Origin of the sequence: Streptomyces sp. NPDC046881 (assembly GCF_040645015.1) — a bacterium.
Lineage (GTDB): Bacteria > Actinomycetota > Actinomycetes > Streptomycetales > Streptomycetaceae > Streptomyces.
Window position 1 is genome coordinate 8,012 of sequence record NZ_JBEYXJ010000100.1, and the last position, 22,599, is coordinate 30,610.

The window sequence follows — 22,599 nt, forward strand, 5'->3', positions numbered from 1 at the left end:
GCAAACATAAAAAACCGGCGCGGCCGGCCGCGCCCCCCCCCGCGGGGGGGCCCCCCCCCACGGCGTTTTACGCGGTCCGTCGCCCACGGTGCCTCGTCGGCCCCGTGCGCATTCCATGACCGGTTTCCCGCTAATTTGGGGCCATCACAGCAGAGATCAGGAGGTGCCGGGCCATGGCGCTCGACCAGTCCTTCGTGGGACGGACCTACCCGCCCACCGCGCCCTACGAGGTGGGCCGGGAGAAGATCCGCGAGTTCGCCGAGGCGGTGGGCGAGACCAACCCGGTCTACACGGACCCCGAGGCCGCCAAGGCGCTCGGCCACCCCGATGTGATCGCCCCGCCGACCTTCGTGTTCTCCATCACCTTCCGGGCCGCCGGGCAGGTCGTCCAGGACCCGCAGCTCGGGCTGGACTACAGCCGCGTGGTGCACGGCGACCAGAAGTTCGCCTACGCCCGCCCGGTGCGCGCCGGCGACCGGCTCACGGTCACCTCCACGATCGAGGGCATCAAGTCCCTCGCGGGCAACGACATCCTGGACATCCGCGGTGAGGTGCACGACGAGGCCGGCGAACACGTCGTGACCGCCTGGACCAAGCTCGTGGCCCGTGCGGCCGAGGAGGCGTGAGGACCCGATGACGGCGAAGATCGCGTACGACGACGTCGAGGTCGGCACCGAGCTGCCGGCCCAGACCTTCCCTGTGACCCGCGAGACGCTGGTGCGCTACGCGGGCGCCTCCGGGGACTTCAACCCCATCCACTGGAACGAGAAGTTCGCCAAGGAGGTGGGCCTGCCGGACGTCATCGCGCACGGCATGTTCACCATGGCCGAGGCGATCCGCGTGGTCACCGACTGGACCGGGGACCCGGGCGCGGTCGTGGAGTACGGGGTCCGCTTCACCAAGCCCGTCGTGGTCCCGAACGACGACCAGGGTGCCCTGATCGAGGTCAGCGGCAAGGTTGCGGCCAAGCTGGACGACAACACCGTGCGGGTGGACCTGACGGCCATGAGCGGCGGCCAGAAGGTGCTGGGCATGTCCCGGGCGGTCGTACGACTCGCCTGACGGCCGTGGTGCGGAAGTAAGGGGCGTTCTCCAGGCGGGGCGCCCCTTACGCGTACGTCCCCCCCAGGCGGTGCGCCCTTACGCGTACCTCCCGACGGCACCCTTGACCAAGTTAGTGATTGAGTACTAACTTACTCGCATGCCCAGGATGAGCGCAGAGGAGCGGCGCGAAAGCGTCATCCGCGCCGCGACCGCCGAGTTCGCGCGCGGCGGATACCACGGCACCTCCACGGAGGCGATCGCCAAGCGGGTCGGTGTCTCGCAGCCGTACCTGTTCCGGCTCTTCCCGGGCAAGAAGGCGATCTTCCTCGCGGTGGCCGAACGCTGTGTGGAGGACACCATCCGGACCTTCGAGGAGGCCTCGAAGGGGCTGCGGGGCGAAGAGGCCCTGCACGCCATGGCGAACGCGTACACCAAGGTCATCGCGGAGCGGCCCGAGCGGCTGCTGATGCAGATGCAGATGTACGTCGCCGTGTCGGCGGCCGAGGAGGAGGGCGACCGCGAGTTCGGCGAGAAGGTGCGGGCCGGCTGGATGCGGTTGTGGGACACCGTGCACCTGCCGCTCGGCGCGGACGTCACCGAAACCACCGTCTTCATGGCGTACGGGATGCTCATCAACTGCCTGGTGGCCATGGGTTTTCCGCCTGAGCACCGGGTGTGGGAGGGCCTGTACCCGTCGGCCCGGCTCAAGCAGCGCCCGGAGGCGTGAGCGCGGCAGGGAGGGGCGGCCTTTTTCACGGCCGCAAAAGTTAGTCATCAATAACTAACTAGTCATCACCCACTGGGGGAGCGATGTCACAGCAGACAGCACCATCCGGCACCACCACATCCCGCGCGCGGGCGGTGTGGGCTCTCGTCATCACCAGCGTCGCCGGCTTCATGGCGGCCCTGGACAACCTCGTCGTCACCACCGCCCTGCCCTCCATCCGGGAGGACCTCGGCGGGGCGCTGGACGACCTGGAGTGGACCGTGAGCGCCTACACGCTCACCTTCGCCGTCCTGCTGATGTTCGGCGCCGCGCTCGGCGACCGCTTCGGCCGCCGCCGGCTCTTCATCGCCGGACTCGCCGTGTTCACCGGCGCCTCCGCCGCCGCGGCCATGGCACCGGGCATCGGCTCCCTGATCGCCGCCCGAGCCGTCCAGGGCGTCGGCGCGGCCGTGATGATGCCGCTCACGCTGACCCTGCTGACCGCGGCCGTGCCCGCCGCCAGGCGCGGCACGGTGTACGGCATCTGGGGCGCCGTCAACGGGCTCGCCGTCGCCTCCGGGCCGCTCATCGGCGGCAGCCTCACCGAGCACGTCTCCTGGCACTGGATCTTCTGGCTGAACGTCCCGCTCGGGCTGGCCGCGTTGCCGCTCGCCCGGCTGCGCCTGGCCGAGTCGTACGGCGCCGGCGCCCGGCTCGACATACCCGGCACGCTGCTCGCCAGCGGCGGGCTCTTCGGGATCGTCTACGGCCTGGTCCGCGGCCCCGCCGACGGCTGGACCGACCCCGTGGTGCTCACCGCGCTGAGCGCGGGCGGGGCGCTGCTGGCGGGCTTCGTCGGCTACAGCTCCCGCGCGGCCGCCCCGATGCTGCCGATGCGGCTGTTCCGCTCGCGGGCCTTCGCCGGCATCAACGCGGCCAGCCTGCTGATGTTCGTCGGCATGTTCGGCTCGATCTTCCTGCTCAGCCAGTACATGCAGGGCGTCCTCGGCTACTCGCCCACCGAGGCGGGGCTGCGGATGCTGCCGTGGACCGGCATGCCGATGCTCGTCGCCCCCGTCGCCGGCATCCTCTCCGACCGGATCGGCGGCCGGCCGGTCGTCGCAGCGGGCCTGTTCCTGCAGGCCGCCGGCCTCGGCTACATGGCCTGGGTGGCCACCGCCGACGCCTCCTACGCCGTGCAGCTGCCCGCCCTGATCATCAGCGGGGTCGGCATGGCCCTGTACTTCGCACCGGCCGCGAACCTGGTCATGTCCAGCGTCCGCCCGCAGGAGCAGGGCATCGCCTCCGGCGCGAACAACGCGCTGCGCGAGGTGGGCGGCGCGCTCGGCATCGCGGTCATGTCGTCGATCTTCTCGGCGCAGGGCGGCTACGAGTCCGCGCAGAGCTTCGTGGACGGCCTGCGGCCGGCCCTGGTCACCGGCTCGGCGGTGGTCGCCCTGGCCGCGGTCGCGGCCCTGGTGATCCCCGCCCGCCGCGGCGCCGGACAGCCCGCCACGGCGGCCGGACAGGCACCCGAGCCGGTCCTCGAAACCGCCTCCCGCTGATCCGGCCCCGGCGGACGTGACATATCCGGCCGGCAGCACCGCGCACGCGCGCGTGGACCGTCCGTACCTCCGACGGTCCACGCGCGCGTGCGTGCCTTTGCGGGTCCGCGTGGTTCACGTGCCGGCGTCCGGCCCGTGGGGCGAGGTGCGGGCGCGGGGCTGTCGGAGGTGTCTCGTAGTCTTGGGCGCGTGCAGGTACTCCACGATGCCCCCCTTGCCCCGCTGACCACCTTCCGGCTGGGCGGCCCCGCGACCCGGCTGGTGACCGCCACGACCGACGCCGAGGTGATCGCCGCCGTCCGTGAGGCCGACGACAGCGGGACACCGCTGCTGGTCATCGGCGGGGGATCGAACCTGGTCATCGGCGACAAGGGCTTCGACGGCACCGCCCTGCGCATCGCCACGCGCGGGGTCGAACTGCGCGGCAGCACCCTGGAGCTGGCGGCCGGCGAGGTGTGGACCGACGCCGTCGCCCGCACCGTGGAGGCCGGGCTCGCCGGGATCGAGTGCCTGGCCGGCATCCCCGGATCCGCGGGCGCCACGCCGATCCAGAACGTCGGCGCCTACGGCCAGGAGGTCTCCTCGACGATCACGGAGGTGATCGCGTACGACCGGCGGGCCGGCGAGACCGTCACGCTGACGAACGAGGAGTGCGCCTTCTCGTACCGGCACAGCCGCTTCAAGGCCGATCCCGAGCGCTATGTCGTGCTCCGGGTCCGATTCGAGCTGGAGGACGCGGGCGGGCTGTCCGCGCCGGTCCGGTACGCCGAGGCGGCCCGCGCCCTGGGGGTGGAGCCCGGCGACCGGGTGCCGCTGGCCGACGCGCGCGAGACCGTGCTGAAGCTGCGCGCCGGCAAGGGCATGGTGCTGGACGCCGAGGACCACGACACCTGGTCGGCCGGGTCCTTCTTCACCAACCCGATCCTCACCGAGGAGCAGTTCGCCGCCTTCCACGCGCGTGTGCGCGAGCGGCTGGGCGACGGCGTCGAGCCGCCCGCCTACCCGGCGGGGGAGGGCCGCAGGAAGACCTCCGCGGCCTGGCTGATCGACAAGGCGGGCTTCACCAAGGGCTACGGCAGCGGCCCCGCGCGCATCTCCACCAAGCACACCCTCGCCCTCACCAACCGGGGCGGCGCCACCACGGAGGACCTGCTGGCCCTGGCCCGCGAGGTGGTCGCCGGGGTCCGCGAGGCCTTCGGGATCACGCTGGTCAACGAGCCGGTGACGGTGGGCGTGAGCCTCCAGCCGTAGCGCGGACCGGCCGGCGGCAGGGCCGGCCGCCGGCTCAGTAGGCCACCCCCACCCCCTGCTTCAGGGTCTCCCCGGCGTCGATCATCGACAGCATCGCGTGCGCGACGTCCGCGCGCGCGATGAAGCGGCCCCGGGGCGGGAAGCCGCCGACGACGGTGCGGTAACGGCCGGTGAGCGGCTTGTCCTGCAGGCGGGGCGGCCGTACGGACGTCCAGTCCGTGCCGCTGCGGGCCAGCTCGGCCTCCATCGCGCGCAGGTCGGCGTAGACGTCCCTCAAGACCGCCGACACCAGGCCCCGCACCCCGCGGTCCAGGGGACCGTCGCCCACCGGGGCCGGGCCGACCGGGCCGGCGCTGACCACCAGCAGCCGGCGGACGCCCTCCGCCTCCATGGCGGCGAGGACCGTACGGGTCAGCCGGGTCGCCACCCCCGCGTCCCTGCGGTTGCGCGCGCCCAGGCCGGACAGGACCGCGTCCCGGCCCCGGACCGCGCCGCGCAGCGCCTCCGGGTCGGTCAGGCCGCTGCGGACGACCTCCAGGCGGTCACCGGTGACGGCGAGCCGGGCCGGGTCGCGGACGACCGCCGTGACCTCGTGACCGGCGTCCAGGGCCTGGCGGACCAGCTCCCGGCCGATCCCTCCGGTGGCGCCGAAAACAGTGAGCTTCATGGTGACTACCGACTTTCTGGCCGCGACTCCCGCCGCGACTCTCCGGCGGCAAGGTGGTGGGTGAGTACTCACTCACCCTGTGCCCGTCTAGAGTGAGTAAGCATTCACTCACCCGTCAAGGCCCGATTGGAGCCCCATGGAGACGAAGCCCGCACGGGTCCGCATCCTCGACGCCGCCCACGAGCTGATGCTGACCGTCGGACTCGCCCGCGCCACCACCAAGGAGATCGCCCGCGCGGCCGGCTGCTCCGAAGCGGCCCTCTACAAGTACTTCGACAGCAAGGAAGAGCTGTTCGTGCGGGTCCTCACCGAGCGCCTGCCCCGGCTCACCCCGCTGCTGGACAGCCTCGTCGCCGGCACGGGCCGCGGCACACTGGAGGAGAACCTCACCGAGATCGCCCGCCAGGCCGCGCTCTTCTACGAGCAGAGCTTCCCGATCGCCGCCTCCCTGTACGCCGAGACCCAGCTCAAACGCCGCCACGACGACGCCCTGCGCACCCTCGGCTCCGGCCCGCACCTGCCCCTCGAGGGCCTGGACGCCTACCTCCGCGCCGAACAGGCCGCCGGCCGGGTCCGCGCCGACGCCGACACCTACGCCGCCGCCTCCCTCCTCCTGGGGGCCTGCGCACAGCGCGCCTTCGCCTACGACGCCACCGAGAGCGGCGAACGCCCGCCCGTGGACGCGTTCGCCAGCCGGCTCGTCCGGACCCTGCTGGGCGGAATCTCCGTGGCGGACCGGCCCTGAGGGCCGCCACCGTCCGGCCGGGACCCGTCAGACCGCCGGGCGGGCCAGCCAGTCGTCCACGCCGGCCAGCAGCCGCGCCTTGACTTCCTCAGGGGCGGTCGAACCGCGCACCGACTGCCGGGCCAGCTCCGCCAGCTCGGCGTCCGTGAAACCGTGCGCGGTGCGGGCGATCTCGTACTGGGCGGCCAGCCGGGAGCCGAACAGCAGCGGGTCGTCGGCGCCGAGGGCCATCGGGACGCCCGCCTCGAAGAGCGTGCGCAGCGGGACGTCCTCCGGCTTCTCGTACACACCGAGCGCCACGTTCGAGGCCGGGCACACCTCGCAGGTCACGCCCCGGTCGGCCAGCCGCTTCAGCAGCCGCGGGTCCTCGGCCGCGCGCACCCCGTGCCCGATCCGCGCGGCGTGCAGGTCGTCCAGGCAGTCCCGGACCGACGCCGGGCCGGTCAGCTCACCGCCGTGCGGCGCCGACAGCAGACCGCCCTCCCGCGCGATGTGGAACGCCCGGTCGAAGTCCCGCGCCATGCCCCGCCGCTCGTCGTTGGAGAGCCCGAAGCCGACCACGCCCCGGTCCGCGTACCGCACCGCCAGCCGGGCCAGCGTGCGCGCGTCCAGCGGGTGCTTCATCCGGTTCGCGGCGACCAGCACCCGCATGCCGAGACCGGTCTCCCGGGACGTCGTCTCCACCGCGTCCAGGATGATCTCCAGGGCCGGGATCAGACCGCCCAGCCGGGGCGCGTACGACGTCGGGTCCACCTGGATCTCCAGCCAGCCCGAACCGTCCTTCAGGTCCTCCTCGGCGGCCTCCCGGACCAGGCGCCGGATGTCCTCCGGCTCGCGCAGGCAGGAGCGCGCCGCGTCGTACAGCCGCTGGAAACGGAACCAGCCCCGCTCGTCCGTGGCCCGCAGCTTCGGCGGTTCCCCGCTGGTCAGCGCCTCCGTCAGCGCGTCGGGCAGACGGACGCCGTACTTGTCAGCCAGTTCCAGGACCGTCGCCGGCCGCATCGAGCCGGTGAAGTGCAGGTGCAGATGGGCTTTCGGCAGCTCAGAGAGATCACGTACACGCTCCATTCCCAGATCCTGCCGTACGCCACCGCCGTCCCGGTAGCCGTTTCCCCTTTCGTGGTCTTGCTCGCACACAGAAGCGGGCCGCCTCCCCGGAGGGAAACGGCCCGCACGCGCGCGTGGACGCCGGGAACTAGTCCCGGGCCTCCGCCAGCAGCTTCTGCATCCGGCTCACGCCCTCGACGAGGTCCTCGTCGCCGAGCGCGTACGACAGCCGCAGGTAGCCCGGGGTGCCGAAGGCCTCGCCCGGGACGACCGCGACCTCGGCCTCCTCCAGGATCAGCGCGGCCAGCTCGACGGTGTCCTGCGGGCGCTTGCCGCGGATCTCCTTGCCGAGCAGCGCCTTGACCGAGGGGTAGGCGTAGAAGGCGCCCTCGGGCTCCGGGCAGACCACGCCGTCGATCTCGTTGAGCATCCGGACGATCGTCTTGCGGCGCCGGTCGAAGGCCTCACGCATGGTCGCCACGGCCTCCAGGCCACCGGAGACGGCGGCCAGCGCGGCCGCCTGGGCGACGTTGGAGACGTTCGACGTGGCGTGCGACTGGAGGTTGGTCGCGGCCTTGACGACGTCCTTCGGGCCGATGACCCAGCCGACCCGCCAGCCGGTCATGGCGTACGTCTTCGCCACGCCGTTGACCACGATGCACTTGTCCCGCAGCTCGGGCAGGAGCGCCGGCAGGGACACCGAGACCGCGTCGCCGTAGACGAGGTGCTCGTAGATCTCGTCGGTGAGCACCCACAGGCCGTGCTCGGCGGCCCAGCGGCCGATCGCCTCGGTCTCGGCCTCGGAGTACACCGCACCGGTCGGGTTGGAGGGGGAGACGAAGAGGACGACCTTCGTCTTCTCCGTGCGCGCCGCCTCCAGCTGCTCCACCGAGACCCGGTAGCCGGTCGTCTCGTCGGCGACGACCTCGACCGGGACACCGCCGGCCAGGCGGATCGACTCCGGGTACGTCGTCCAGTACGGCGCCGGGACGATGACCTCGTCGCCCGGGTCGAGGATCGCGGCGAACGCCTCGTAGATGGCCTGCTTGCCGCCGTTGGTGACGAGGATCTGGGAGACGTCCGGCTCCCAGCCGGAGTCGCGCAGCGTCTTCGCGGCGATGGCGGCCTTCAGCTCGGGCAGGCCGCCGGCCGGGGTGTAGCGGTGGTACTTGGGGTTCTTGCAGGCCTCGACGGCCGCCTCGACGATGTAGTCCGGGGTCGGGAAGTCGGGCTCACCGGCGCCGAAGCCGATCACCGGACGCCCGGCGGCCTTCAGGGCCTTCGCCTTGGCGTCCACGGCGAGGGTGGCGGACTCGGAGATCGCGCCGACTCGGGCGGAGACCCGGCGCTCGGTGGGAGGGGTTGCAGCGCTCATACGGCCCATCGTTCCAGACCGGAAATGCGCCCGGCACACTGGTTTCACAGACTGAACAGGAAGGGTCGAGGCGTGAACACGGGTCCGAATCCGGCCTCCGGCCAGGACGATCTTTGGCCAGGCGCCCCCGGACGGGCGCTTTCTGTTCGACGCCGGGCCGAGGACCACGTACACTCTCACCTCGTTGGCCTTCAGCAGCCGCGCCCGAGCCGGTGCACACCGAGCACCCGGTCGGATGCGGTACGTTGGGGGACACACAAAGGGTCGTAGCTCAATTGGTAGAGCACCGGTCTCCAAAACCGGCGGTTGGGGGTTCAAGTCCCTCCGGCCCTGCTACACACACCGCCAGGATGTGTGCGCATGTACGTACAGCAATGCACCGCCGTGCGGCTCAGAAACCGGGCGCGGCACGGCCACGACCCGGGACCAGGTGAGGACAATGACGGACGCCGTGGGCTCCATCGACACGCCTGATGCCCAGGACGAGGTGCCCGAGTCCAAGAAGAAGGTCCGCAAGGGCGGCAAGCGTGCCAAGAAGGGCCCGCTCAAGCGCCTGGCCACCTTCTACCGCCAGATCATCGCGGAACTCCGCAAGGTCGTCTGGCCGACGCGCAACCAGCTGACCTCGTACACCACCGTGGTGATCTTCTTCGTCGTCATCATGATCGCCCTGGTGACCGTGATTGACTATGGGCTCAACCACGCGGCCAAGTACGTCTTCGGCTGAGCCAAGAGCGAAGGGCGCCGTGGCACCGGCGCCCGTTTTCGCATGTTCCACCCCTATGTATCCAGGAAGAAGCAGCCATCGTGTCTGACCCGAACCTGAACGACGACGCCATTGAGCCCCGCGGGCTGGCTGCCGAGACGGTGGATGACGAGCTCGACATCGTCGAGGGCGCGGACGAGCAGGACGAGTTCGAGGCTGCCGAGGCCGAGGCGGGTGAGCCGGCCGAGGAGGCCGCCCTGCACGTCGAGGACGAGGACGATGAGGCCGACGAGGAGGCCGCCGTCGCCGAGGCCGGCGAGGAGGCCGCCGAGGAGGAGCCGGCCGCCCCGGTGGACCCGGTCCAGGCCCTGCGCGAGGAACTGCGCACCCTGCCCGGCGAGTGGTACGTCATCCACACCTACGCCGGCTACGAGAACCGCGTGAAGACCAACCTGGAGCAGCGCGCCGTCTCGCTGAACGTCGAGGACTACATCTTCCAGGCCGAGGTGCCGCAGGAAGAGGTCGTCCAGATCAAGAACGGCGACCGCAAGACGATCAAGCAGAACAAGCTGCCGGGTTACGTCCTGGTCCGCATGGACCTGACCAACGAGTCCTGGGGCGTCGTCCGCAACACCCCGGGCGTCACCGGCTTCGTCGGCAACGCCTACGACCCGTACCCGCTGACCCTGGACGAGATCGTCAAGATGCTCGCCCCGGAGGCCGAGGAGAAGGCCGCCCGCGAGGCCGCCGAGGCCGAGGGCAAGCCCGCCCCGCAGCGCAAGGTCGAGGTCCAGGTCCTGGACTTCGAGGTCGGCGACTCGGTCACCGTCACCGACGGCCCGTTCGCCACGCTCCAGGCGACCATCAACGAGATCAACCCCGACTCCAAGAAGGTCAAGGGCCTGGTCGAGATCTTCGGCCGCGAGACCCCGGTCGAGCTGTCCTTCGACCAGATCCAGAAGAACTGAACACGTCTGCCGAGAGCGCCCCGCCGGTGAGCACCGGGCCGGGGCGCTCTCGCCGTGTACGGCCCGCCGCCCTCGGCGCCGCGGCCGCCCTCGTACTGCTGGCGGCGGTGTACGCCCTGTGCCTCCCGGCGGCCTGGCTGCGCAGCGAACTGCGGGACGCGGAGCCGGCCACGGCCACCTTCCACGGCGGCACGTGCGTCCTCGGCCGGTGCAGCGTCACCTTCCCGCTGGCCGGTGAGGAGGTGACGGCCGCCCTCCCGCTCGGCACGCGCGCGCGTGGGCACGCCGAAGGTGACACCGTGGAGGTACGGCACGCGCCCGGGGAGCCGCGGCGGGTCGTGCTCGCCGAGGACACCGGACGCGGCACCGTGGCCGCGCTGCTCGCCGTACCGGGCGGAGCGACCGCGATCACCCTGTGGGCCGCAGCCGTGTACCTGCGTGGCCGACGGCCTCAAGGCCCCGCGCAAGCCGCCTGACCAGCGCGATTTCTTGTCTGGTGGGGACAGCGGCTATCGTGGTGCGGTATGCCATCTGTGTGATCTTGCCCCCATGGGTGCAGGTCCAAGGCGCGGATGGCTCAACCTCTCAGTAAGGACCCGGAGAGAGCATGCCTCCCAAGAAGAAGAAGGTCACGGGGCTCATCAAGCTCCAGATCAACGCCGGTGCGGCGAACCCCGCTCCGCCGGTCGGCCCCGCGCTCGGTCAGCACGGCGTCAACATCATGGAGTTCTGCAAGGCCTACAACGCCGCGACCGAGTCGCAGCGTGGCTGGGTCATCCCGGTGGAGATCACGGTCTACGAGGATCGCTCCTTCACCTTCGTCACCAAGACGCCGCCGGCCGCGAAGATGATCCTCAAGGCCGCGGGTGTCGAGAAGGGCTCCGGCGAGCCGCACAAGACCAAGGTCGCCAAGATCACTGAGGCGCAGGTCCGCGAGATCGCCCAGACCAAGATGCCCGACCTCAACGCGAACGACCTGGACGCCGCGTCGAAGATCATCGCCGGCACCGCCCGCTCCATGGGCATCACGGTCGAGGGCTGAACCCACCCCCAGCAGTCCATGCGGCCGTAGCCGGTCGCACGTGGCAGGGCCTGCTCGGCCCGGATACCACGACTCCTTTCAGAACACACAGGAGCAAGTTGTGAGCAAGCGCAGCAAGGCTCTCCGCGCTGCGGACGCCAAGGTCGACCGGGAGAAGCTCTACGCCCCGCTCGAGGCCGTCCGTCTCGCCAAGGAGACCTCCACGACCAAGTTCGACTCCACCGTCGAGGTCGCCTTCCGTCTGGGTGTCGACCCGCGCAAGGCCGACCAGATGGTCCGTGGCACCGTGAACCTCCCGCACGGCACCGGTAAGACCGCCCGGGTCCTGGTCTTCGCGACCGGCGACCGTGCCGAGGCCGCGCGTGCCGCGGGCGCCGACATCGTCGGCGCCGACGAGCTGATCGACGAGGTGGCGAAGGGCCGTCTGGACTTCGACGCCGTCGTCGCCACCCCGGACCTCATGGGCAAGGTCGGCCGCCTCGGCCGCGTCCTCGGCCCGCGTGGTCTGATGCCGAACCCGAAGACCGGCACCGTCACCCCCGACGTCGCCAAGGCCGTCACCGACATCAAGGGCGGCAAGATCGAGTTCCGCGTCGACAAGCACTCGAACCTGCACTTCATCATCGGCAAGGCGTCCTTCGACGACGCCAAGCTGGTGGAGAACTACGGCGCCGCGCTGGAGGAGATCCTCCGTCTGAAGCCGTCCGCCGCCAAGGGCCGCTACATCAAGAAGGCCGCGGTCAGCACCACCATGGGCCCCGGCATCCCGGTCGACCCGAACCGCACCCGCAACCTCCTCGTCGAGGAGGACCCGGCCGCCGTCTGAGCCTGAGGCTCGGAGCAGCAGCCGCGTCAGGGACGCGTAAAAAGGGCGGGCCCTGGAACCTTGTAGGTTCCGGGCCCGTCCTTTCTGTGTGCGACCTTTCGTACGACTGTCAGTGGCCTGGATTACGGTGCAGGCACGCGACATGCAATAGGGGTGGGAGTAGATGAACAGCACTACCGTGCGCAGGGCGGGTCTTTCCATAGCGGTCGTGGCCGCGCTGACCGGGGTGGCCGCCTGCGGCTCCTCCGACTCCGACAAGGACGGCGGCAAGGCGGCCGGCAAGACGGTGACGCACGTCAGCCCCATCGCGGCCCTGCGCTCCGCCGAGAAGTCCACCGACAACGCCGACTCGGCCAAGGTGCGGTCCACGACCTCGGTCGGCGACCTCATGTCGATGACCGCGAACGGCGCCCTCACCTGGGGCGACGGCCTCAAGGGCAACCTCACCATCACGTACACCGGCGGCCAGATGGCCGAGATGATGAAGAAGGCCGGCACCTCGTCGATGGAGGCCCGGTACCTGCCGGACGCCTACTACGCGCACATGAGCGACGCCTACGCCCAGCAGGCGGGCGGCGGCAAGCACTGGATCAAGTATTCCTACGACGACCTCGCCAAGCTCGGCGGCGCGTCCGGCTCGTACATGAAGGACCAGATCCAGAACGCCACGCCGAACCAGTCCGTGAAGCTGCTGCTGGCCTCCGGTGACGTCAAGAAGGTCGGCGAGGAGACGGTCTCCGGCGCGCACACCACGCACTACTCCGGCACGGTGAACGTCGCCGACCTCGCCGGCAAGACCAGCAACCTGAGCGCCGACCAGCTGTCCGCCCTGAAGAAGCAGCTCAGCCAGGCCGGCGTCACCACCGACACCGTCGACATCTGGATCAACGACCAGGACCTGCTGGTCAAGAAGTCCGAGAAGGCGAACACGTCCAACGGCGTGATGACCAACACGACGTACTACACCGACTACGGCGCGAAGGTCACCGCCGAGGCGCCGCCGGCGAGCGACACCAAGGACTTCGCGGACATGATGAAGTCCGGCGGCCTCGCGTCCGGCGGCACGGGCACCAGCTCCTGACGTCTCACGGGGGATGTGCCGTGGAGCCGGGCCCGGCCTGGGGCGCCCTGAGGGGCCCCGGCCGGGCCCGGTGGCGGTACGGGCGGCCCGGCGCCGCCCAGGCCGCCACGGAGCGCCGTACGGACGGGCAGGGGCCCGGCGCCCCTGCCTCGTCCGGCCCCGTCACCCCGCCGTCCGGCCGTGAACCGGTCGATTTGCTCGCGGGAGCCCCCGTCCCGTACTCTCTTGCAGAAGCCAAAGACCGCTGGTCGTTGCCGTGCGCTCGAACGAGGGTGCGGTGGCCGAAGGATCCGCTGAAAAGTGGGCGACCCGCGCAGGTGACTGTGGAAGAACTCCCGGAGTGCGCGCGCCGAGCGCGTGTGCGGCCGGTCGAGTCCGCCCCGTGCGCCTGCGCCGGGGCGTTTCGTTTTACCCAGTCCTCCTTCGGGTCCGCGCGGTCCGAATCACCCGGAAGGAGGCCGAGGCTCTATGGCGAGGCCCGACAAGGCTGCCGCGGTTGCGGAGCTGACGGACAAGTTCCGCAGCTCCAACGCCGCCGTGCTGACCGAGTACCGCGGTCTCACCGTGGCGCAGCTCAAGACGCTGCGCCGGTCGCTCGGTGAGAACGCCCAGTACGCCGTGGTGAAGAACACGCTGACCAAGATTGCGGCCAAGGAGGCCGGGATCACGCTGGAGGACCAGCTCTTCGCTGGCCCGACGGCCGTCGCCTTCGTCACCGGTGACCCGGTGGAGTCGGCGAAGGGTCTGCGTGACTTCGCCAAGGACAACCCCAATCTCGTCATCAAGGGCGGTGTCCTGGAGGGCAAGGCCCTCTCCGCCGACGAGATCAAGAAGCTTGCGGACCTCGAGTCCCGCGAGGTTCTGCTCAGCAAGCTGGCCGGTGCCTTCAAGGCGAAGCAGTCCCAGGCTGCCTCCGTCTTCCAGGCTCTGCCGTCGAAGCTCGTCCGCACCGTGGACGCGCTGCGCGCCAAGCAGGCCGAGCAGGGCGGTGCCGAGTAATTCGGCTCGCTTTCTGACCCGCACCAACGGCGCGGGTCGCAGCGGGCCGACGTACGCCCGCCTTACCCAGTACATCCGGCACCTGCCGATTTGAGTGGAAGGACCGCCATCATGGCGAAGCTCAGCCAGGAAGACCTGCTCGCCCAGTTCGAGGAGATGACCCTCATCGAGCTCTCCGAGTTCGTGAAGGCCTTCGAGGAGAAGTTCGACGTCACCGCCGCCGCCGCCGCGCCGGTCGTCGTCGCCGGTGGTGCCGCTGGTGGCGCCGCCGCCGAGGCCGAGGAGGAGAAGGACGAGTTCGACGTCATCCTCACCGGCGCCGGCGAGAAGAAGATCCAGGTCATCAAGGTCGTGCGTGAGCTGACCTCGCTGGGTCTGAAGGAGGCCAAGGACCTCGTCGACGGCACCCCGAAGCCGGTCCTCGAGAAGGTCAACAAGGAGGCCGCTGAGAAGGCCGCCGAGTCCCTCAAGGCCGCGGGCGCGTCCGTCGAGGTCAAGTAAGACCTTCGCGACCGCCACAACGGCCCCCTAGGGCTGTAACGCGAACGCACCGAAGGGCGATCATCCATCCGGGTGGTCGCCCTTCGGCGTTCCCCGGGGCCCGGCTGGGCTGCCTTGCACCTCTGTTCGTGAGGGGTAAGGTGATCTTCGTCGTGTCTCCCGGAGCTCCGGTTCCGGCAAGGAACCCTTGACGAACCGCACGCAGCGCGCAATTCTCAGGACGCGTCGTCACAACGATCCGGATCCGAGGCATGGATCGACGACGAAGAGGGCAGTATGAACGTGCGTTGAGGGCAGGTATGCCGAGGGCGTTGAAGAGGGCGTTGAGGACAACGAGGGTCTTCCAGAACCCGCACTGGACATCAGTGTGCCAAGTGGCTACACTGACCCTTTGCGCTGCCTGTTAGCTGTCCCCTGCCCGTCACCAGGGGTCTGCCCTCACTTGAGCACAGTCGACCGAAGCCCCCCTGACCTGGGGTTTCCGTCCCTGTGTGCGGGAGAGGGACCGGTACGCGCGTAGTGAGTCCGAGCCCTCGGAAGGACCCCCTCTTGGCCGCCTCGCGCACTGCCTCGACCGCGAATACGAACAACGGCGCCAGCACCGCCCCGCTGCGCATCTCCTTTGCAAAGATCAAGGAGCCCCTCGAGGTTCCGAACCTGCTCGCGCTGCAGACCGAGAGCTTTGACTGGCTGCTCGGCAACACCGCCTGGCAGACTCGGGTCGAGGAGGCTCTGGAGAACGGTCAGGACGTCCCCACCAAGTCCGGTCTGGAGGAGATCTTCGAGGAGATCTCCCCGATCGAGGACTTCTCCGGGTCGATGTCGCTGACGTTCCGGGACCACCGCTTCGAGCCGCCGAAGAACTCGATCGACGAGTGCAAGGAGCGCGACTTCACGTACGCCGCCCCGCTCTTCGTCACCGCCGAGTTCACCAACAACGAGACTGGCGAGATCAAGTCCCAGACCGTCTTCATGGGCGACTTCCCGCTCATGACGAACAAGGGCACTTTCGTCATCAACGGCACCGAGCGTGTCGTGGTGTCGCAGCTGGTCCGTTCCCCCGGTGTCTACTTCGATTCCTCGATCGACAAGACGTCCGACAAGGACATCTTCTCCGCCAAGATCATCCCGTCCCGGGGTGCCTGGCTGGAGATGGAGATCGACAAGCGCGACATGGTCGGTGTCCGCATCGACCGCAAGCGCAAGCAGTCGGTCACCGTGCTGCTGAAGGCGCTCGGCTGGACGACCGAGCAGATCCTCGAGGAGTTCGGCGACTACGAGTCGATGCGCGCCACCCTGGAGAAGGACCACACCCAGGGCCAGGACGACGCGCTGCTCGACATCTACCGCAAGCTGCGTCCGGGCGAGCCCCCCACGCGTGAGGCCGCGCAGACGCTGCTGGAGAACCTCTACTTCAACCCCAAGCGCTACGACCTCGCCAAGGTCGGCCGCTACAAGGTCAACAAGAAGCTGGGTACGGACACCCCGCTGGACGCGGGCATCCTGACCGTCGAGGACATCATCTCGACGATCAAGTACCTGGTGAAGCTGCACGCCGGCGAGACCGAGACCACCGGTGACAACGGCGAGACGGTCGTCGTCGAGACCGACGACATCGACCACTTCGGCAACCGTCGTCTGCGCAGCGTCGGCGAGCTCATCCAGAACCAGGTCCGTACGGGTCTGGCGCGTATGGAGCGTGTCGTCCGCGAGCGGATGACGACCCAGGACGTCGAGGCGATCACGCCGCAGACCCTGATCAACATCCGGCCGGTCGTCGCCTCCATCAAGGAGTTCTTCGGCACCAGCCAGCTGTCCCAGTTCATGGACCAGAACAACCCGCTGTCGGGTCTCACCCACAAGCGCCGTCTGTCGGCTCTTGGCCCGGGTGGTCTCTCCCGTGAGCGGGCCGGCTTCGAGGTCCGTGACGTGCACCCGTCGCACTACGGCCGTATGTGCCCGATCGAGACGCCGGAAGGCCCGAACATCGGTCTGATCGGCTCGCTCGCCTCCTACGGCCGGGTCAACGCGTTCGGCTTCGTCGAGACCCCGTACCGCAAGGTCATCGACGGCCAGGTCACCGACGAGGTGGACTACCTGACCGCCGACGAGGAGGACCGCTTCGTCATCGCGCAGGCCAACGCGCCGCTGACGAACGACCTCCGTTTCGAGGAGAGCCGCGTGCTCGTCCGCCGTCGTGGCGGCGAGGTCGACTACGTCGGCCCCGAGGACGTGGACTACATGGACGTCTCGCCGCGCCAGATGGTGTCGGTCGCGACCGCCATGATCCCCTTCCTCGAGCACGACGACGCCAACCGTGCCCTCATGGGCGCGAACATGATGCGCCAGGCCGTTCCGCTGATTAAGTCGGAGGCCCCGCTCGTCGGTACCGGCATGGAGTACCGCTCCGCCGTCGACGCCGGCGACGTCGTCAAGGCCGAGAAGGCCGGTGTGGTCCAGGAGGTCTCCGCGGACTACATCACCACCGCCAACGACGACGGCACGTACATCACGTACCGCCTGGCCAAGTTCGCCCGCTCCAACCAGGGCACCTCGGTCAACCAGAAGGTCATCGTCAACGAGGGCGACCGCGTCGTCGAGGGCCAGGTCCTCGCCGACGGCCCGGCCACCCAGAACGGCGAGATGGCCCTGGGCAAGAACCTGCTCGTGGCGTTCATGCCGTGGGAGGGTCACAACTACGAGGACGCGATCATCCTGTCGCAGCGCCTCGTGCAGGACGACGTCCTCTCCTCGATCCACATCGAGGAGCACGAGGTCGACGCCCGTGACACCAAGCTCGGCCCCGAGGAGATCACCCGGGACATCCCGAACGTCTCCGAGGAGGTCCTCGCCGACCTCGACGAGCGCGGCATCATCCGCATCGGTGCCGAGGTCATCGCCGGTGACATCCTCGTCGGCAAGGTCACCCCGAAGGGTGAGACCGAGCTGACCCCCGAGGAGCGCCTGCTGCGCGCGATCTTCGGTGAGAAGGCCCGTGAGGTCCGTGACACCTCGCTGAAGGTGCCGCACGGCGAGACCGGCAAGGTCATCGGCGTGCGCGTCTTCGACCGCGAGGAGGGCGACGAGCTGCCGCCGGGCGTGAACCAGCTGGTCCGCGTCTACGTCGCGCAGAAGCGCAAGATCACCGACGGTGACAAGCTCGCCGGCCGGCACGGCAACAAGGGTGTCATCTCGAAGATCCTGCCGATCGAGGACATGCCGTTCCTGGAGGACGGCACCCCGGTCGACATCATCCTCAACCCGCTGGGTGTGCCGTCCCGAATGAACCCGGGACAGGTCCTGGAGATCCACCTCGGCTGGCTCGCCAGCCGCGGCTGGGACGTCTCCGGCCTCGCCGACGAGTGGGCCCAGCGCCTGCAGGCCATCGGCGCCGACCAGGTCGCCCCCGGCACCAACGTCGCCACCCCGGTGTTCGACGGTGCGCGCGAGGACGAGCTGGCGGGTCTGCTGCAGCACACCATCCCGAACCGGGACGGCGAGCGCATGGTGCTCCCGACCGGTAAGGCGCGGCTGTTCGACGGCCGTAGCGGTGAGCCGTTCCCGGACCCGATCTCGGTCGGCTACATGTACATCCTCAAGCTGCACCACCTGGTCGACGACAAGCTGCACGCCCGGTCGACCGGCCCGTACTCGATGATCACCCAGCAGCCGCTGGGTGGTAAGGCCCAGTTCGGTGGCCAGCGGTTCGGTGAGATGGAGGTGTGGGCCCTCGAGGCCTACGGCGCCGCGTACGCCCTCCAGGAGCTGCTGACCATCAAGTCCGACGACGTCACCGGCCGCGTGAAGGTCTACGAGGCCATCGTCAAGGGCGAGAACATCCCCGAGCCCGGCATCCCCGAGTCCTTCAAGGTGCTCATCAAGGAGATGCAGTCGCTCTGCCTCAACGTGGAGGTGCTGTCCTCGGACGGCATGTCCATCGAGATGCGCGACACCGACGAGGACGTCTTCCGCGCTGCGGAGGAGCTCGGCATCGACCTGTCCCGGCGCGAGCCGAGCAGCGTCGAAGAGGTCTGACGGGAGTCCGGCGGGGCCCTCACCCACAGGGCCCCGCCGACCCCCAGGCCCCCGTATCAGACCACAGACTTTCGACCCTGAGAGGGATTGACGCATAGTGCTCGACGTCAACTTCTTCGACGAGCTCCGGATCGGCCTGGCCACCGCTGACGACATCCGTCAGTGGAGCCACGGCGAGGTCAAGAAGCCCGAGACCATCAACTACCGCACCCTCAAGCCCGAGAAGGACGGACTCTTCTGCGAGAAGATCTTCGGTCCGACCCGGGACTGGGAGTGCTACTGCGGCAAGTACAAGCGCGTCCGCTTCAAGGGCATCATCTGCGAGCGCTGTGGCGTCGAGGTCACGCGCGCCAAGGTGCGCCGTGAGCGGATGGGCCACATCGAGCTGGCCGCGCCCGTCACGCACATCTGGTACTTCAAGGGTGTCCCGTCGCGCCTCGGCTACCTGCTGGACCTGGCGCCCAAGGACCTCGAGAAGGTCATCTACTTCGCGGCGTACATGATCACGTACGTCGACGAGGAGCGCCGTACCCGCGACCTGCCCTCCCTGGAGGCGCACGTCTCCGTCGAGCGCCAGCAGATCGAGAACCGCCGGGACGCCGACCTGGAGGCCCGCGCCAAGAAGCTCGAGGCCGACCTGGCCGAGCTGGAGGCCGAGGGCGCCAAGGCCGACGTGCGCCGCAAGGTGCGCGAGGGTGCCGAGCGCGAGATGAAGCAGCTGCGCGACCGCGCGCAGCGCGAGATCGACCGCCTCGACGAGGTGTGGAACCGGTTCAAGAACCTCAAGGTCCAGGACCTGGAGGGCGACGAGCTGCTCTACCGCGAGCTGCGTGACCGCTTCGGCACGTACTTCGACGGTTCGATGGGTGCCGCGGCGCTGCAGAAGCGCCTGGAGTCCTTCGACCTCGAGGAGGAGGCCGAGAAGCTCCGCGAGATCATCCGCACCGGCAAGGGCCAGAAGAAGACCCGTGCCCTCAAGCGGCTGAAGGTCGTCTCCGCGTTCCTGCAGACCTCCAACAGCCCCAAGGGCATGGTCCTGGACTGCGTCCCGGTCATCCCGCCGGACCTGCGTCCGATGGTGCAGCTGGACGGTGGCCGCTTCGCGACCTCCGACCTGAACGACCTGTACCGCCGTGTGATCAACCGCAACAACCGCCTGAAGCGCCTTCTCGACCTCGGTGCGCCCGAGATCATCGTGAACAACGAGAAGCGCATGCTCCAGGAGGCCGTCGACGCGCTCTTCGACAACGGCCGTCGCGGTCGCCCGGTCACGGGCCCCGGCAACCGTCCGCTGAAGTCCCTCAGCGACATGCTGAAGGGCAAGCAGGGTCGCTTCCGGCAGAACCTGCTCGGTAAGCGAGTCGACTACTCGGCGCGTTCCGTCATCGTCGTCGGCCCGCAGCTGAAGCTGCACCAGTGCGGTCTGCCCAAGGCCATGGCGCTGGAGCTCTTCAAGCCGTTCGTGATGAAGCGTCTGGTCGACCTGAACCACGCGCAGAACATCAAGAGCGCCAAGCGCATGGTGGAGCGCGGCCGCACCGTCGTGTACGACGTCCTCGAAGAGGTCATCGCCGAGCACCCGGTGCTGCTGAACCGTGCTCCCACCCTGCACCGCCTCGGCATCCAGGCCTTCGAGCCGCAGCTGGTCGAGGGCAAGGCCATCCAGATCCACCCGCTCGTCTGCACCGCGTTCAACGCGGACTTCGACGGTGACCAGATGGCCGTGCACCTGCCGCTGTCCGCGGAGGCGCAGGCCGAGGCCCGCATCCTGATGCTGTCCTCGAACAACATCCTCAAGCCGGCCGACGGCCGTCCGGTGACGATGCCGACCCAGGACATGGTCCTCGGTCTGTTCTTCCTCACCACCGACGGCGAGCTGCGTGACACCAAGGGCGAGGGCCGCGCGTTCGGCTCCACGGCCGAGGCGATCATGGCGTTCGACGCCGGCGAGCTCGCGCTGCAGTCGCCGATCGACATCCGCTTCCCGGTGGGCACCATCCCGCCGCGCGGCTGGACCCCGCCGGCGCGCGAGGAGGGCGAGCCGGAGTGGCAGCAGGGTGACTCGTTCCGTCTGCGCACCACCCTGGGCCGCGCGCTCTTCAACGAGCTGCTGCCCGAGGACTACCCGTTCGTCGACTACTCGGTGGGCAAGAAGCAGCTCTCCGAGATCGTCAACGACCTGGCCGAGCGCTACCCCAAGGTCATCGTGGCGGCGACGCTCGACAACCTGAAGGCGGCCGGCTTCTACTGGGCGACCCGTTCCGGTGTCACCGTGGCCATCTCCGACGTCGTCGTTCCCGAGGCGAAGAAGGAGATCGTCCGCGGCTACGAGGCGCAGGACGAGAAGGTCCAGAAGCAGTACGAGCGCGGTCTGATCACCAAGGAAGAGCGCACGCAGGAGCTCATCGCGATCTGGACCAAGGCGACCAACGAGGTCGCCGAGGCGATGAACGAGAACTTCCCCAAGACCAACCCCATCTTCATGATGGTTGACTCGGGTGCCCGAGGAAACATGATGCAGATGCGGCAGATCGCCGGTATGCGTGGTCTGGTGTCGAACGCGAAGAACGAGACCATCCCGCGTCCGATCAAGGCGTCCTTCCGTGAGGGCCTGTCCGTGCTGGAGTACTTCATCTCCACGCACGGTGCCCGTAAGGGTCTGGCGGACACCGCCCTGCGTACCGCCGACTCGGGTTACCTCACCCGTCGTCTGGTCGACGTCTCGCAGGACGTCATCATCCGCGAGGAGGACTGCGGCACCGAGCGCGGCCTCAAGCTGCGGATCGCCGAGCGCGGCGCCGACGGCGTGCTGCGCAAGGCGGACGACGTCGAGACGTCCGTGTACGCGCGCTGCCTCGCCGAGGACATCGTGGTCGACGGCCAGGTGCTGGCCCCGGCCGGCACCGACCTGGGCGACGTCCTCATCGAGGAGCTCGTCGGCCGTGGCGTCGAGGAGGTCAAGACCCGCTCGGTCCTGACCTGCGAGTCCGCCGTCGGTACCTGCGCGATGTGCTACGGCCGTTCGCTGGCCACCGGCAAGCTGGTCGACATCGGTGAGGCGGTCGGCATCATCGCCGCCCAGTCCATCGGTGAGCCCGGTACCCAGCTGACGATGCGTACCTTCCACACCGGTGGTGTGGCCGGTGACGACATCACCCAGGGTCTGCCCCGTGTCGTCGAGCTCTTCGAGGCCCGTACCCCGAAGGGTGTCGCCCCGATCTCCGAGGCCTCCGGCCGCGTGCGGATCGAGGAGACCGAGAAGACCAAGAAGATCGTCGTCACCCCGGACGACGGCAGCGACGAGACGGCGTACCCGATCTCGAAGCGTGCCAAGGTCCTGGTCCGCGAGGGCGACCACGTCGAGGTGGGCCAGCAGCTCACCGTGGGTGCCACCAACCCGCACGACGTGCTGCGCATCCTGGGCCAGCGTGCCGTCCAGGTCCACCTGGTCGGCGAGGTCCAGAAGGTCTACAACTCGCAGGGTGTGTCGATCCACGACAAGCACATCGAGATCATCATCCGGCAGATGCTGCGCCGTGTGACGATCATCGAGTCCGGCGACGCCGAGCTGCTGCCCGGCGAGCTGGTCGAGCGCTCGAAGTTCGAGACCGAGAACCGTCGTGTGGTCCAGGAGGGCGGTCACCCGGCCTCCGGTCGTCCGCAGCTGATGGGTATCACCAAGGCCTCGCTGGCGACGGAGTCCTGGCTGTCGGCCGCCTCCTTCCAGGAGACGACCCGAGTCCTGACGGACGCGGCGATCAACGCCAAGTCCGACAGCCTCATCGGCCTCAAGGAGAACGTCATCATCGGTAAGCTCATCCCGGCCGGTACGGGTCTGTCCCGCTACCGCAACATCCGGGTGGAGCCGACCGAGGAGGCCAAGGCCGCGATGTACTCGGCCGTCGGCTACGACGACATCGACTACTCGCCGTTCGGCACGGGCTCCGGCCAGGCCGTTCCGCTGGAGGACTACGACTACGGTCCGTACAACCAGTAAGGCGCACGTCCACTGAAGGGCGGTCACCCCACGGGGTGGCCGCC

General features: G+C 69.3%; 19 protein-coding genes and 1 tRNA gene. 17 read left to right on the top strand and 3 right to left on the bottom strand.

The window, feature by feature from the left end:
• Nucleotides 1–173 precede the first annotated feature (173 nt).
• From ABZ923_RS32715 to ABZ923_RS32735, 5 genes are all read left to right on the top strand, one after another.
• Nucleotides 174–626, top strand: coding sequence for a MaoC family dehydratase N-terminal domain-containing protein (locus ABZ923_RS32715; RefSeq protein ID WP_361479070.1), 453 nt, complete (start codon nt 174–176; stop codon nt 624–626).
• A gap of 7 nt (nt 627–633) precedes the next feature.
• A complete protein-coding gene (locus ABZ923_RS32720; protein ID WP_361479073.1) occupies nt 634–1,062 on the top strand; it encodes a MaoC family dehydratase in 429 nt (142 codons plus the stop codon).
• A 139-nt stretch (nt 1,063–1,201) separates the two neighbouring features.
• On the top strand, nt 1,202–1,771 hold the full coding sequence (locus ABZ923_RS32725) for a TetR/AcrR family transcriptional regulator (protein WP_361479076.1): 570 nt from the start codon (nt 1,202–1,204) through the stop codon (nt 1,769–1,771).
• A gap of 83 nt (nt 1,772–1,854) precedes the next feature.
• Entirely contained in the window at nt 1,855–3,315 is a 1,461-nt protein-coding gene (locus ABZ923_RS32730; RefSeq protein ID WP_361479079.1) for a DHA2 family efflux MFS transporter permease subunit, read from the top strand.
• Nucleotides 3,316–3,483: 168 nt separating this feature from the next.
• Complete coding sequence (locus ABZ923_RS32735) at nt 3,484–4,566, top strand: UDP-N-acetylmuramate dehydrogenase (RefSeq protein WP_361479082.1); 1,083 nt, start codon at nt 3,484–3,486, stop codon at nt 4,564–4,566.
• 34 nt (nt 4,567–4,600) lie between these two features.
• Here ABZ923_RS32735 and ABZ923_RS32740 read toward each other — a convergent pair whose 3' ends face one another.
• The gene (locus tag ABZ923_RS32740; RefSeq protein WP_361479085.1) at nt 4,601–5,233 is read right to left on the bottom strand and encodes an NAD(P)H-binding protein; all 633 of its coding nucleotides are present in this window, start codon (nt 5,231–5,233) and stop codon (nt 4,601–4,603) included.
• A gap of 136 nt (nt 5,234–5,369) precedes the next feature.
• On the opposite strand from ABZ923_RS32740, the gene ABZ923_RS32745 reads away from it, so the two are divergent.
• Nucleotides 5,370–5,978, top strand: a complete 609-nt coding sequence (locus ABZ923_RS32745; protein WP_361479088.1) for a helix-turn-helix domain-containing protein — start codon at nt 5,370–5,372, stop codon at nt 5,976–5,978.
• A gap of 27 nt (nt 5,979–6,005) precedes the next feature.
• On the opposite strand, the gene ABZ923_RS32750 is transcribed toward ABZ923_RS32745, so the two are convergent.
• Both ABZ923_RS32750 and ABZ923_RS32755 read right to left on the bottom strand, forming a co-directional pair.
• A complete protein-coding gene (locus tag ABZ923_RS32750) occupies nt 6,006–7,046 on the bottom strand; it encodes an adenosine deaminase (protein ID WP_361479091.1) in 1,041 nt (346 codons plus the stop codon).
• A gap of 127 nt (nt 7,047–7,173) precedes the next feature.
• Nucleotides 7,174–8,400: a pyridoxal phosphate-dependent aminotransferase gene (locus tag ABZ923_RS32755; protein WP_361479094.1), complete on the bottom strand. Its 1,227-nt coding sequence runs from the start codon at nt 8,398–8,400 to the stop codon at nt 7,174–7,176.
• 260 nt (nt 8,401–8,660) lie between these two features.
• Between ABZ923_RS32755 and ABZ923_RS32760 the strand changes: the two genes are divergently transcribed.
• From ABZ923_RS32760 to ABZ923_RS32810, 11 genes are all read left to right on the top strand, one after another.
• Nucleotides 8,661–8,733, top strand: a tRNA-Trp gene (locus ABZ923_RS32760).
• A 106-nt stretch (nt 8,734–8,839) separates the two neighbouring features.
• Nucleotides 8,840–9,127, top strand: coding sequence for a preprotein translocase subunit SecE (gene secE, locus ABZ923_RS32765; RefSeq protein ID WP_361479097.1), 288 nt, complete (start codon nt 8,840–8,842; stop codon nt 9,125–9,127).
• Between the two features lie 80 nt (nt 9,128–9,207).
• A complete protein-coding gene (gene nusG / locus ABZ923_RS32770; RefSeq protein ID WP_361479100.1) occupies nt 9,208–10,074 on the top strand; it encodes a transcription termination/antitermination protein NusG in 867 nt (288 codons plus the stop codon).
• A gap of 26 nt (nt 10,075–10,100) precedes the next feature.
• Nucleotides 10,101–10,550 (top strand): hypothetical protein, encoded by a 450-nt coding sequence (locus ABZ923_RS32775; protein WP_361479103.1) that lies wholly within the window; start codon nt 10,101–10,103, stop codon nt 10,548–10,550.
• Between the two features lie 131 nt (nt 10,551–10,681).
• The gene (gene rplK, locus ABZ923_RS32780; RefSeq protein ID WP_031167035.1) at nt 10,682–11,116 is read left to right on the top strand and encodes a 50S ribosomal protein L11; all 435 of its coding nucleotides are present in this window, start codon (nt 10,682–10,684) and stop codon (nt 11,114–11,116) included.
• A gap of 100 nt (nt 11,117–11,216) precedes the next feature.
• The gene (gene rplA / locus ABZ923_RS32785) at nt 11,217–11,942 is read left to right on the top strand and encodes a 50S ribosomal protein L1 (protein ID WP_353753412.1); all 726 of its coding nucleotides are present in this window, start codon (nt 11,217–11,219) and stop codon (nt 11,940–11,942) included.
• 163 nt (nt 11,943–12,105) lie between these two features.
• On the top strand, nt 12,106–13,023 hold the full coding sequence (locus ABZ923_RS32790) for a hypothetical protein (protein WP_361479106.1): 918 nt from the start codon (nt 12,106–12,108) through the stop codon (nt 13,021–13,023).
• Between the two features lie 468 nt (nt 13,024–13,491).
• Nucleotides 13,492–14,022 carry a 50S ribosomal protein L10 gene (rplJ, locus tag ABZ923_RS32795; protein WP_014674354.1) on the top strand — a complete coding sequence of 177 codons (531 nt, stop codon included), beginning with the start codon at nt 13,492–13,494 and terminating at the stop codon, nt 14,020–14,022.
• A 111-nt stretch (nt 14,023–14,133) separates the two neighbouring features.
• Complete coding sequence (gene rplL / locus ABZ923_RS32800; protein WP_189978709.1) at nt 14,134–14,523, top strand: 50S ribosomal protein L7/L12; 390 nt, start codon at nt 14,134–14,136, stop codon at nt 14,521–14,523.
• A gap of 549 nt (nt 14,524–15,072) precedes the next feature.
• Entirely contained in the window at nt 15,073–18,558 is a 3,486-nt protein-coding gene (gene rpoB / locus ABZ923_RS32805) for a DNA-directed RNA polymerase subunit beta (RefSeq protein WP_361479110.1), read from the top strand.
• A gap of 97 nt (nt 18,559–18,655) precedes the next feature.
• Nucleotides 18,656–22,555, top strand: a complete 3,900-nt coding sequence (locus ABZ923_RS32810) for a DNA-directed RNA polymerase subunit beta' (protein ID WP_361479113.1) — start codon at nt 18,656–18,658, stop codon at nt 22,553–22,555.
• The last annotated feature ends 44 nt before the right edge of the window (nt 22,556–22,599 follow it).

Excerpts from the sequence above, each read along its gene's own strand:
- ABZ923_RS32750 (WP_361479091.1), bottom strand. The coding sequence starts at position 7,046 with ATGGAGCGTGTACGTGATCTCTCTGAGCTGCCGAAAGCCCATCTGCAC.
- ABZ923_RS32730 (WP_361479079.1), top strand. The coding sequence starts at position 1,855 with ATGTCACAGCAGACAGCACCATCCGGCACCACCACATCCCGCGCGCGG.
- rplJ (WP_014674354.1), top strand. The coding sequence starts at position 13,492 with ATGGCGAGGCCCGACAAGGCTGCCGCGGTTGCGGAGCTGACGGACAAG.
- ABZ923_RS32725 (WP_361479076.1), top strand. The coding sequence starts at position 1,202 with ATGCCCAGGATGAGCGCAGAGGAGCGGCGCGAAAGCGTCATCCGCGCC.
- ABZ923_RS32715 (WP_361479070.1), top strand. The coding sequence starts at position 174 with ATGGCGCTCGACCAGTCCTTCGTGGGACGGACCTACCCGCCCACCGCG.
- ABZ923_RS32720 (WP_361479073.1), top strand. The coding sequence starts at position 634 with ATGACGGCGAAGATCGCGTACGACGACGTCGAGGTCGGCACCGAGCTG.
- ABZ923_RS32740 (WP_361479085.1), bottom strand. The coding sequence starts at position 5,233 with ATGAAGCTCACTGTTTTCGGCGCCACCGGAGGGATCGGCCGGGAGCTG.
- rplK (WP_031167035.1), top strand. The coding sequence starts at position 10,682 with ATGCCTCCCAAGAAGAAGAAGGTCACGGGGCTCATCAAGCTCCAGATC.
- rplL (WP_189978709.1), top strand. The coding sequence starts at position 14,134 with ATGGCGAAGCTCAGCCAGGAAGACCTGCTCGCCCAGTTCGAGGAGATG.
- ABZ923_RS32790 (WP_361479106.1), top strand. The coding sequence starts at position 12,106 with ATGAACAGCACTACCGTGCGCAGGGCGGGTCTTTCCATAGCGGTCGTG.
- ABZ923_RS32745 (WP_361479088.1), top strand. The coding sequence starts at position 5,370 with ATGGAGACGAAGCCCGCACGGGTCCGCATCCTCGACGCCGCCCACGAG.
- ABZ923_RS32755 (WP_361479094.1), bottom strand. The coding sequence starts at position 8,400 with ATGAGCGCTGCAACCCCTCCCACCGAGCGCCGGGTCTCCGCCCGAGTC.
- secE (WP_361479097.1), top strand. The coding sequence starts at position 8,840 with ATGACGGACGCCGTGGGCTCCATCGACACGCCTGATGCCCAGGACGAG.